We start from the raw sequence: 13,511 nt of genomic DNA, 5'->3' as shown, positions 1-13,511 counted from the left end.
TTTCTATAGATAAATCATGCTTTATTAAATGCCAATTAATGAATAGTAAGTTCTATTATTAATATTGTAAAAGTCATGGATAAAATGACAGTATTTGAATTTATATCCTCATTAAACAATCTAGGTATAAAAATTTGGATTGAAGATGACCAACTACGTTATCGCGCTCCCCAGGGAGGGATGACTCCAAACATCAGGCAGGAATTAATCAAGCGCAAGAAAGAAATTTTTAATTGTCTTCAACCAGCGATTAATGCCAAAAAAATAGCCCTTGAGCCTATTTTACTGACTGAGCGTCATCACCATTTACCTTTATCTTTTAGTCAAGAAAGGATGTGGTTTCTGCATCAATTGGAAGGTGAAAGTGGTGCTTATACAATAGCTTTTGCTGTACGGCTGGAGGGAAATCTCAACATCAAAGCTTTGGAACAAGCTATCGGGGAGATAGTGCAGCGTCATGAAGTTCTGCGTACTCGCTTTGAAATCAAAGATAACAAACCAGTACAAGTAATAGACCCCAAAATAACTTTAGCATTGCCAGTAGTGGATCTAAAAAATGTGGAACATCCCTGGAAGCAAGTCGAGCATCTGGCAATAAAAGAAGCCTGCAAATCATTTGATTTGGCGAATGATCCTGTATTGCGGGTGATGCTTTGGAGAGTTTCTCAAGATGAGTATGCACTATTGTTTGCTATTCACCATATTGCTGCTGATGGTTGGTCAAAAGGTGTTTTCATAAACGAACTTTCTGCCTATTATCGAGCTATTGTCAAGGGGGATTCGGTGGTATTGCCAGAGTTACCTGTGCAGTATGCAGACTTTAGCTTATGGCAACGCCAGCACCTAACAAATCAGACATTAGAGCATCAGTTAAGCTACTGGAAACAGCAGTTAGCAGGAGCGCCACCTGTATTAGAACTACCTACAGACCGTCCCCGCCCGGCTATACAGACTTTTCGAGGGGGTATAGAAAGATTTCAAATAGATGGTAAGCTGACGCAACAACTCCAGAAACTCAGCCAAGGTTCAGGAAGCACGTTGTTTATGACGCTGCTGGCGGGTTTTGTTGTGTTGCTGTTTCGCTACAGTGGGCAAAGGGATCTTGTTGTCGGTTCTCCCATTGCCAATCGTAACTGCCAAGAAATTGAAGGGTTAATTGGACTTTTTGTCAATACTTTGGCATTGAGATTTGATCTGTCCCCAAAAAAGACATTTAATACCTTACTAGAGCAGGTAAAACAGGTTACTCAAGACGCTTATGAGAATCAAGATTTGCCCTTTGAGATGTTAATCGAAGAGTTACACCTTGAGCGAAGTCTAGATCGTAACCCACTGGTACAAGTGATGTTTGCGCTTCAGAACGCCCCTAGCAATCCTTGGGATCTACTCAATTTGAAGGTCGAGGAAATGCCTTGGGAGCTTGATGCAGTGCGGTGTGATCTAGAAGTTCACTTCTGGGAAGTTCCCCAAGGTCTTGAGGGTATTTGCTATTACAGTAGTGATTTATTTGATGGGGCAACGATCGCCCGCATGATGAAACATTTCCAGAATTTGTTGGCAAATATTGTCACTAACCTACAACAATCAGTCAACCAATTACCCCTACTTACAGCACAGGAGAAACAGCAATTATTAATAGAGTGGAACAACACTGATACTGATTATCCCCGTCATCAATGTATCCATCATTTATTTGCAGCCCAAGCCGAAAAAACTCCTGATGCGATCGCTGTAGTATATGGAGAACAACAACTCACATATCACCAGTTGAATATACAGGCAAATCAATTAGCACATTATTTGCAAAAACTGGGTGTAAAACCAGGTGTGTTGGTGGGTATTTGTGTTGAACGTTCTGTCTCTATGATTGTTGGGCTGTTGGCAATTCTCAAGGCAGGCGGGGCTTATGTACCTTTGGATACAGAATATCCTCAAGAGCGTTTGGCTTTCATTATCGAAGACACACAGCTATCAGTGCTGTTGACAACACAGAAACTAGTTGAAACTCTGCCCCAACATCAAGGGTGCATTGTCTGCATTGATACTGATACCGTACTAGAGGCGATCGCTTTAGAGAGTCAGCAAAACCCCACGGTGGAAGTCACAGCCGATCATCTCGCTTATGTCATCTATACTTCAGGTTCAACAGGGACACCCAAAGGAGTTGCTGTTGACCACAAAGCAGTAAACCGCTTGGTGATCAACACAAACTACATCGACATCAAACCAACAGATGTCATTGCTCAAGCGGCGAATTGCGCCTTCGACGCTGCAACCTTTGAAATTTGGGGAGCCTTACTTAATGGCGCGCGGTTGTTAGGAGTGAGCAAGGATTTGGCACTTTCCCCCAAACAGTTCGCAGCCTTTGTGCGATCGCAAGGTATCAGCGTATTATTCTTAACAACTGCCTTATTCAATCAAATTGCTCAGGAAATTCCCTCTGCTTTCAATTCACTACGCTATCTTTTATTTGGTGGGGAGGCTGTTGATGTCAAATGGGTCAGAGAAGTACTAAATAATGGTGCGCCCCAGCAACTACTCCATGTCTATGGCCCCACAGAGAATACCACATTTACTTCTTGGTACTTAGTACAGAATGTTCCCCCAGATGCTACAACCATTCCTATCGGGCGACCAATTGCCAACACGCAAATTTACTTGCTAGATTCCCAACTGCAACCAGTGGGCGTTGGTGTACCAGGAGAAATTTACATCGGGGGTGATGGTTTAGCCAGAGAATATCTCAACCGACCAGAGTTAACACAACAGAAATTTATTCCCAACGTCTTTAGTTCTGATTCCCATTCATGTCTCTACAAAACGGGAGATAAAGCACGTTACCAGAGTGATGGCAATATTGAATTTCTGGGTCGGATAGACCATCAGGTAAAAATTCGCGGTTTTCGCATCGAATTGGGAGAAATCGAAACCGTTTTGAGTCAACACCCCTTATTAAAGGAAAGTGTTGTGGTAGTAAGGGAGGACTCCCCTGGTGATAAACGTCTAGTCGCTTATTTAGTTCCTGTTCTTGATGACTACACTCATGATAACCAGAAGCTAGTGCCGCAAGTACGCGAATTTATCCAACAAAAGCTACCAAATTACATGGTGCCGCAAGCTTTTGTTCTCCTCCATACCTTACCCTTGACACCCAATGGCAAGGTAGACCGTCGCGCCCTACCACAACCTGATATAGCCACTAGAAATCTGTCAACTGGTACTGTTTTACCCCGGACTCCCATTGAAGCTCAACTGGCACAAATCTGGAGTGAAGTCTTGGGCGTGGAAACCATTGGCGTTAAAGACAACTTCTTCGAGCTTGGTGGTCATTCCCTACTCGCTACCCAAGTCCTGTCACAGATCAACTCAACCTTTGGATTGGATTTATCTATACAGATTATGTTTGAGTCTCCCACCGTAGCTGGGATAGCAGCCTATATAGAAGTAGTGAATTTAGTCACACAAAATTTATCAAATAAAGAAGTCAGTAGCGAGGTAGTGGAGTTTTAAGAATGACTAACAGCACTGTTGAATTCGTTCGTCACCTGACAAGCTTGAAAATTGAAATAGAAATTGATGGCGTTAGCGGAGCGCCTCTAGAAGAGGTTCGCTTGCGTTGTCATGCACCTGAAGGGGTATTAACTCCCACCATGCGTCAGGAAATAGCTGCTCGTAAAACAGAAATTATTCTATTTTTACAGCAAGCAAAGCAGGTGAAAGCGGCTCATCAGTCTTCGATTCAACCAGCGTCACGGGATGGTGATCTGCCCCTATCTTCTGCACAGCAGCGCCTCTGGTTTCTGCACCAGCTCTCCCCCGACAGTCGTTCTTATAATATGCTCCTGATTCAGCGACTAAATGGGTCGCTGAATGTAGTTGCATTAGAGCAAAGCTTGAATGAACTTGTTCGCCGCCACGAAATATTAAGAACAACCTTTCCCGCAGTAGATGGCAAACCCGTCCAGGTAATTGCTGCCCCGACTGCTTTAGCTTTGCCAGTGTATGATTTGCAAGGGTTGTCAGATGAGGAACAAACTGACAAAATTCGGCAAATAGCTAATTCTCAAGCATCCCAGCCCTTCGATTTAGTTGTGGGCCCATTAGTACAACTCACTCTACTGCAACTGAGTCACCAGGAGTATATACTGCTGTTGAAGATGCACCACATCATCTATGATGGCTGGTCTTTAAACATCTTTTTTAGTGAGTTATCACAGCTATATACAGCTTTCACTCAAGGATTACCCAACCCACTACCAGAATTACCCATCCAATATGCTGACTTTGCTTTTTGGCAACGCCAATGGCTGACAGGCGAAGTTCTGGATCAGCAACTAGTTTACTGGCAAAAACAATTAGCAGGTGTTCCTGGGGTACTAGAACTGCCCACTGATAAACCAAGACCACCAGTTCAGACCTTCCGGGGTGCAGTTGAGCGTTTTCAACTAGATAGCAACCTCACACAAAGCCTCAAGCAGTTGAGCCAAGAGTCAGAGACAACACTGTTTATGACTCTACTGGCTGCTTTTTTAGTATTACTTCATCGTTATACTGGTCAATCAGATATTGTTGTTGGCTCTCCCATTGCCAACCGCAACAATCCCCAAGTCAAGCAGTTAATGGGGTTTTTTGCCAACACCTTAGCGTTAAGGGGTGATCTGTCTGGGAATCCCAGCTTTGCCGATTTCTTGGCACAAGTGCGACAAACAACATTGTCAGCATACACCCACCAGGATTTACCCTTTGATGTGTTGGTGGAAAAGCTCCAGCCAGAGCGAGATTTGAGCCGTAATCCCCTGGTACAGGTGATGTTTTCCCTCCAGAATGCCTCACAGGAGACTTGGAATTTACCTGGTGTAACTATTGAGAACATCTCCCTACCCATAGATGAAACAGTCAAATTTGACCTGGAAGTAGACTATTGGGAAGTTTCAGGAGGTTTAGAGGGTGTATGGTCTTACAGTACTGATTTATTTGATGGGGCTACAATTGCTCGCATAGCCCAACATTTTCAAACTTTATTACAAGCAATTGTTGCCAATCCCAAAGCGCCAATTGCAGAATTACCAATTTTGAGTCCAGCAGAACATCATCAACTGTTGGTGGAATGGAACAACACTCAAGTAGATTATCCCCAGGATAAGTTTATCTATCAGTTGTTTGAAGAGCAAGTTGAACGTACCCCAGATGCGATCGCAGTTTTTTTTGAAGGGCAAAAGCTGACTTATCAGCAGTTAAACAATCGTGCTAATCAATTGGCTCATCACTTGCGCTCACTGGGTGTAAAACCAGATGTGTTGGTGGGGATTTGTGTAGAACGTTCTTTAGAGATGGTGGTAGGACTATTGGGGATTCTCAAGGCAGGTGGGGCATATTTGCCACTCGACCCAGATTATCCTCAAGACCGCTTGACTTTCATGCTAGAAGATGCTCAAGCTCCATTACTGCTAACACAACAACAACTCCTCAAAAAGTTGCCTGAACATCCAGGACAAATTGTCTGTTTAGATACTGACTGGCAATCTATCGCTCTATCGAGCCAAGAAAATCCCATTGCTGGTGTGCAGTACAGTAACTTGGCTTATGTGATTTATACTTCTGGTTCTACGGGCAAACCCAAAGGAGCCATGAACACCCACTTAGGCATTTGCAATCGTCTATTGTGGATGCAGCAAGCTTATCAATTAACACCAGCCGACTGCATTTTACAGAAAACCCCTTTTAGCTTTGATGTGTCAGTTTGGGAGTTCTTCTGGCCGTTAATGACTGGAGCGCGTTTAGTTGTGGCTAAACCCGGTGGACATAAAGATAGTGCTTACTTGGTCAACTTGATTTCACAGGAGCAGGTTACTACACTACATTTTGTTCCTTCTATGCTCCAGGTTTTCTTAGAAGAACAAAATTTAGAAAGTTGCAGTAGTTTAAAACGAGTTATTTGTAGTGGCGAAGCTCTGCCTTTAGAACTCCAAGAACGCTTTTTTGCTCGCCTAGACTGCGAACTGCATAATCTCTACGGGCCTACAGAAGCGGCAATTGATGTTACTTACTGGCAATGTAAACCAGATACTCATCTGAGAACAGTGCCTATTGGGCAACCCATCGCCAACACACAAATCTATATTTTAGATTCGTTCTTACAACCAGTTCCTATAGGCGTAGCTGGAGAACTACATATTGGTGGTTTGGGGTTAGCACAAGGCTACCTTAACCGCCCACAATTGACACAAGAGAAATTCATTTCTAACCCCTTTAGCGCTGACCCCGATTCTCGCCTTTACAAAACAGGAGACTTAGCTCGATATCTGCCTGATGGCAATATTGAATACTTAGGACGTATTGATAGCCAAGTAAAAATACGTGGTTTCCGCATTGAGTTGGGCGAAATTGAAGCAACACTAAACCAACATAGCGATGTGCAAGCAGCTTGTGTCATTGTCCGCGAAGATCATGTCGGTGATAAACGCTTAGTTGCCTACGTAGTAGCACATCCAGACTGTACACCCACAATCAACGAACTGCGACAATTTATCAAGGCAAAGGTACCAGAGTACATGGTTCCCAGTGCTTTTGTATTGCTGGAGTATCTACCTCTGACTCCCAACGGTAAATTAGACCGTCGCGCTTTGCCGAAACCAGACTTAGATAGCACACAACTCGAAAAATATGTAGCCCCACGTACACCAACTGAGGAGATGCTGGCACAAATCTGGGCGCAAGTGCTGAAAGTTGAGCAAGTAGGCATACATGATAACTTCTTTGAACTGGGGGGACACTCCCTACTGGCAACGCAACTAGTTTCACGCATCCGTAATGTCTTCAAAGTGGAACTACCATTGCGTGAGTTGTTTGCAAATGCCACAGTTGCCGAATTAGCGCCATCAATTGGGCAATTACAGCAACAAGACTTGGAAGTTTCTACAGCACCCATTGTCCCAAGGGTAAACAATGCAGAATTACCACTGTCTTTTGCTCAACAGCGTTTGTGGTTTTTAGACCAGTTCAACCCGAACAGCGCCTTTTACAACATTCCTACAGCGTTGCGTCTAGTCGGAACACTGAATATATCTGCCTTAGAACAAAGCTTACAAGAAATTATTCATCGTCACGAAGCCTTACGCTGCAACTTCATCGCAGTTGATGGACAACCAATGCAGGTTATTAGGGGACTGGGTAATGGGGATTGGGGATTGGGGATAGTATCAGTTGTTGATTTGCAGCACTTATCCACAAATGAAAAGGAAATCACCGCACAGCAATTAGCCAAACAGCAAGCTATTCAACCGTTTGACTTGGCAACACAAGCATTAATCAGGGTGACGTTAGTTGTCTTGTCCAAGACAGAACAGGTTTTGTTGCTGTGTATGCACCATATTGTCTCTGACGGTTGGTCGATAGGTGTGTTTATCCAAGAATTAGCCGCACTATATAATGCTTATTCTCATGGTCAAACTTCTCTGCAAGACGCTACGCGAACACCTTTAGCACCACTACCTGTCCAGTACGCAGATTTCGCCACTTGGCAAAGACAATGGTTGCAAGGGGATGTATTACAAAGGCAACTGAGTTACTGGGAACAACAACTAAAAGACGCACCAGCTTTACTGTCCTTACCAACTGACCGACCAAGACCAGCAGTACAAACTGACAACGGCGCATATCAAGAGTTTGCACTGTCACGGCAGCTAACTAATGAACTGACAAAACTGAGCCAAGAGCATGGTTGTACCCTGTTTATGACCCTGTTAGCAGCCTTTGATACTCTGCTTTATCGCTACACAGGACAAGAAGATATTTTGGTGGGTTCGCCAATTGCTAACCGCGATCGCTCTGAGATAGAAGGGTTAATTGGCTTTTTTGTCAATACTTTAGTCATGCGTTCTAATTTGGCAGGGAATCCTAGTTTTTGTGAGTTGCTGACTCGTGTCCGGGAAATGGCAATGGAGGCATACTCTCATCAACATTTACCTTTTGAAATGTTGGTAGAAGCATTACAGCCAGAACGCGATTTGAGTCATACACCACTGTTTCAAGTGATGTTTGTCTTGCAGAATGCCCCTACATCACAAGTAGAATTAACTGGGCTAACTGTCAGTCCATTCCCCATGAAAGGGGCAAACGCTAGGTTTGATTTAACCTTAATCATGCAGAACACAGCTTCTGGATTGATAGGGCTATGGGAATACAACACTGATTTGTTTGATGCTAGTACCATTGAGCGAATGACTGTTCATTTTGTGACTTTGCTGACAGGTATTGTTGCTAACCCAGAACAGCCAATCGCACAATTACCACTGCTAACACCACCAGAACAACAAAAGTTACTGGTGGAGTGGAACGATACTCAAGTGGATTATCCATTAGATAAGTGCATCTATCAATTATTTGAGGAACAGGTAGAGCGTACACCTAACGCTGTGGCTGTGGAATGGGAAAATCAACAACTCACTTATCAGCAATTGAATGGTCGTGCTAACCAATTAGCCCATTACTTGCAATCTTTGGGTGTGAAAGCAGATGTCCTGGTGGGGCTTTGTGTAGAACGTTCTTTGGAGATGGTCATTGGACTATTGGGGATTCTCAAAGCTGGTGCTGCTTATGTACCCCTTGACCCAGAGTATCCCACTGAGCGTTTGAGTTTTATTTTAGAAGATGCTCAAGTTTCAGTTTTGTTAACACAGCAGTCACTCGTTAACAGATTACCCCAGCATCAAGCCAAGCTGATTTGTCTGGATACCGATGCTCAACTGATTACTCACAACAGTCGGGAAAATCTGATTTGTGACGTACAAACCCATAACTTAGCTTATTTAATTTATACTTCTGGTTCTACAGGTCAACCCAAGGGTATAGCGATGAATCAGCTTGCCCTGGGCAATCATATCCTGTGGCATCAGGATAATTTGAAAATTGCCCGTGGAGCTAAAACCCTGCAATTTGCTTCCATTAGCTTTGATGTCTCTTTCCAAGAAATATTCACTACTTGGTGTTCTGGCGGCACATTGTTCTTAATTACAGAGGAACTACGCAGAGATACATCAGCTTTGTTAGACTTTCTCCAAGAAAAAGCCATAGAAAGAATTTTCCTCCCCTTTGTGGGCTTACAGCAACTGGCGGAAGTTGCCGTTAGTAATGGATGTGTTAATACTCATTTGCGGGAAATCATTACGGCTGGAGAACAGTTACAGATTACCCCTGCCATTTCTCAGTGGTTCCATAAATTAACTGATTGTACATTGCACAATCAATACGGGCCATCAGAAAGCCATTTAGCCACCAGTTTTACTTTGAGTGATGCAGTAGAGACTTGGCCTGTGCTTCCTCCCATTGGTCGCCCTATTGCCAACGCACAAATCTATATTCTGGACAAGTTCTTACAACCTGTACCCATTGGTGTACCAGGAGAAGTGTATATTGCTGGTGTGCTTTTAGCCCAAGGCTACTTTAACCGTCATGAGTTAACCCAGGAGAAATTTATTCCTCATCCTTTTGAGAAAGTAGGAGGGAAAAAATTATATAAAACCGGAGACTTAGCACGTTATTTACCTGACGGTAACATCGAATCTTTAGGACGCATTGATAATCAAGTGAAAATTCGCGGTTTCCGCATTGAGTTGGGTGAGGTGGAAGCAGTACTGAGCCAATATGGGGATGTGCAAGCATCTTGTGTAGTTGTCCGTGAAGATACACCTGGAAATAAACGCCTAGTTGCTTACGTTGTACCAGAAAAACAGCAGATACTTTCGGTGAGGGAAGTACGGGACTTCCTCAAGGAAAAATTACCAGAGTATATGATGCCAAGTGCCATAGTTATCTTGGATGCTCTACCCCTTTCCCCCAACGGTAAACTAGACCGCCGTGCTTTACCCGCCCCTGATTTACACAGCCAATTATCAGACAAATATGCTGCTCCACGGAACCCAACCGAAGAAATGCTCGCAGGGATTTGGGCGCAAGTGCTGAAATTAGAGCAAGTGGGAATACATGATAACTTCTTTGAACTTGGGGGACATTCCTTACTGGCAACCCAACTGATTTCCCGCATACGTACCAGCTGGAACATAGAACTACCATTGCGGAGTTTATTTGCTGCACCAACGGTTGCGGAGTTGTCGGCAAATATTCAACAGTTGCAACGACAAGACTTAGAGCTAACAGCATCAGCCATCTTACCAAGGACAAGAAATACGGAGTTACCCCTGTCTTATGCCCAAACAAGGCTATGGTTTTTAGACAAGTTAAACCCCAATAGCTCTTTCTACAACATACCGATAGCTTTGCGTCTGGCTGGAACCTTGAATCGAACTGCTTTAGAACAAAGCTTACAAGAAATTATTGGTCGTCACGAAGCCTTGCGTACTAATTTCCTGACAGTTGGCGGACAACCAATTCAAGTAATCAGGGAATTGGGGACTGGGGATTGGGAATTGGGGACTAGGGACTGGGGATTGGGAATAGTATCAGTGGTGGATTTGCAGGATTTATCTACAACTGAACAAGAAAGTGCTTTACAAGTCTTGGCGCAACAACAAGCACAAAAACCTTTTGAACTGGCAAAACAATTATTGGTCAGGGCTGCATTAGTTTTACTGTCCGAGACGGAACACGCTCTATTAGTTTGTATACATCACATTGTTTTTGATGGCTGGTCTATAGGTGTGTTTTTTCAAGAACTAGCAGCGCTGTATGATACTTATTCTCAAGGTCAATCCCCATCTTTAACGCCTCTGCTGATTCAGTACGCAGATTTTGCCATTTGGCAGAGGGGCTGGTTGCAAGGCGATGTATTACAAAGGCAACTGAGTTACTGGCAACAACAACTGGCAAATGCACCAAGTTTGTTATCTCTGCCTACAGACCGACCTAGACCTGCTGTGCAGACTTTCGCTGGGGCATATCAAGAGTTTGTACTCTCCGGGGAGTTAACTGATAGATTGGTCAAACTCAGCCAAGAGCGAGGTTGTACTCTGTTTATGACGCTGTTGGCAGCTTACGATACCTTACTTTATCGCTACACCGGACAATCAGATATTTTGGTGGGGACACCAATTGCTAACCGCGATCGCTCTGAGATAGAAGGGCTAATTGGCTTTTTTGTCAATACCTTAGTTTTACGTTCTAATTTGGCAGGCAATCCCAGTTTTAGTGAATTGCTGACTCGTGTCCGAGAAGTGGCTTTAGGAGCTTATGCCCATCAGAATGTACCTTTTGAAATGCTGGTGGAAGCATTACAGCCAGAACGAAATCTTAGCCATACACCACTGTTTCAGGTGATGTTTGTTCTCCAAAATGCGCCTGCTTCTCAACTGGAGTTAACTGGGATAACAGCAAGTCTCATCAAGGTAAAAAGTACTACCACCAAATTTGATTTAACTTTAATTATGCAGAATACTGCCTCTGGACTGGTGGGAGTCTGGGAATATAACACTGATTTGTTTGATGCTAGTACCATTGAGCGCATGACTGGTCATTTTGTCACCTTGCTGGAAGGTGTGATTGCTAACCCCCAACAGCCAATTTCACAATTGCCAATCCTGGCAACTGTTGAACAACAGCAGTTACTTGTGGAATGGAACAATACTCAAGCAGATTATCCCTCTGATAAATGTATCCATCAGTTGTTTGAGGAGCAGGTAGAACGTACTCCCGATGCTGTTGCTGTGGTGTTTGGCAATGAACAACTGACTTATCAGCAATTAAATTGTCGTGCTAACCAGTTGGCTCATTACCTGCGCTCATTGGGTGTAAAACCAGATGTGCTGGTGGGTATTTGTGTAGAACGTTCTTTAGAGATGGTGGTTGGACTGTTGGGGATTCTCAAAGCGGGTGGGGCATATTTGCCACTTGACCCAGAGTATCCCCCTGAACGCTTGAGCTTGATGTTAGAAGATGCTCAGGTTTTTGTGTTGGTGACTCAACAACATTTAATCGAGAGGTTGCCTCAATATCAAGCAAAACTTGTTTGTTTAGATGAAACCTGGGAACAAATTGCCCAAAACAGTCAAGATAACCCAACTAGTGGAGTCAAAGCCTGTCATTTAGCGAATTTGATATACACCTCTGGTTCAACAGGTAGACCGAAGGGTGTCATGGTTGAGCATAAAGGACTGTGCAACTTAGCTCAAGCTCAGATACAAACTTTTGGCTTGACTCCAGATAGTCGCGTCCTCCAGTTTGCTTCCTTCAGTTTTGATGCTGCTATTTGGGAAATTGTCATGGCTTTAATGTCAGGTGGGAGGTTGTATCTGGCAACAAAAGACGCTCTATTACCAGGGAAGCCCTTAATTGAGCGATTGCGTGATTATTCTATTACCCTCGTCACCCTACCACCATCGGCTTTAGCCGTTATGCCCGTGTCGGAATTGCCAGAACTGCAAACAATCATCGTCGCTGGAGAGGCTTGTGCTGCTGAATTAATTAGGCAATGGTCGGTTGGCAGAAACTTTTTCAACGCCTACGGGCCAACGGAAGCTACCGTTTGTGCCACGATTGGCAAAGCCACGCCGAAGGCGAACGCACAATGCCATAATAACGAGAAAATATCTATTGGTCGTGCGATCGCTAATACACAAATTTACATATTAGATGAAAATTTACAACCAGTGCCTGTAGGTGTACCAGGAGAGTTACATATTGGTGGTGTGGGACTAGCCAGAGGCTATCTCAACCGTCCAGAACTCACCCAGGAAAAGTTTATTCCTCATCCTTTTGAAAAGTCAAAATTATATAAAACTGGGGATTTGGCGCGTTATTTACCAAACGGTAAGATTGAATACTTAGGACGCATTGATCATCAAGTAAAAATTCGGGGCTTCCGCATTGAATTAGGAGAAATCGAAACCGTTTTGAGCCAACATGATGATGTGCAGATATGTTGCGTCATTGCTCGTGAAGAAACCCCAGGGAATAAGATTTTAGTCGCTTATGTAGTGCCGCAAAAAGACGTGACACTCACAACAGGAGAAATGCGTCAGTTCCTTGCCGATAAACTGCCTGGGTATATGGTTCCGGCTACTTTTGTTATATTGCCATCCTTACCTTTAACACCTAATGGTAAAGTAGACCGCCGTGCTTTGCCTAACCCAAATTTACATCAAGAACTATCAGATTATGTCACGCCAAATACAGAACTAGAAAGGATTATTGCAGGGATTTGGCAGCAAGTATTAGGAGTAGAAAAGGTAGGTATTTACAATAACTTCTTCGAGCTAGGAGGTCATTCGTTACTACTGGTAAAAATTAACCAGCAATTACAAGAAGAATTTGGCTTAGAACTATCAATAATTGATATGTTTAATTACCCGACGGTACACAGCTTAAGCCAACATTTAAATAATATTCACAAAAAAAATACAGTTACACAACAAAATAATTCTCGCCCTCAATCCCATAGCGAAATCAAAGACTTAAAGAACAGACAATTACAATCCAGACAACAACATCGCGCTCAGAGAAAAAGATAAAACATCGCATTTACCAATCTCCGCGCCCCTCTGCCTTGAAAAGTTTTCTAG

General features: G+C 43.6%; 2 protein-coding genes. Both read left to right on the top strand.

The window, feature by feature from the left end:
* The first annotated feature begins 75 nt into the window (after positions 1-75).
* Entirely contained in the window at positions 76-3,510 is a 3,435-nt protein-coding gene (locus H6G14_RS22105; RefSeq protein WP_190569665.1) for a non-ribosomal peptide synthetase, read from the top strand.
* A gap of 2 nt (positions 3,511-3,512) precedes the next feature.
* Complete coding sequence (locus tag H6G14_RS22100) at positions 3,513-13,460, top strand: non-ribosomal peptide synthetase (RefSeq protein ID WP_190569663.1); 9,948 nt, start codon at positions 3,513-3,515, stop codon at positions 13,458-13,460.
* The last annotated feature ends 51 nt before the right edge of the window (positions 13,461-13,511 follow it).

This window comes from Nostoc parmelioides FACHB-3921 (genome assembly GCF_014696625.1).
Lineage (GTDB): Bacteria > Cyanobacteriota > Cyanobacteriia > Cyanobacteriales > Nostocaceae > Trichormus > Trichormus parmelioides.
This window is presented reverse-complemented; position numbering and strand designations above follow the sequence as displayed.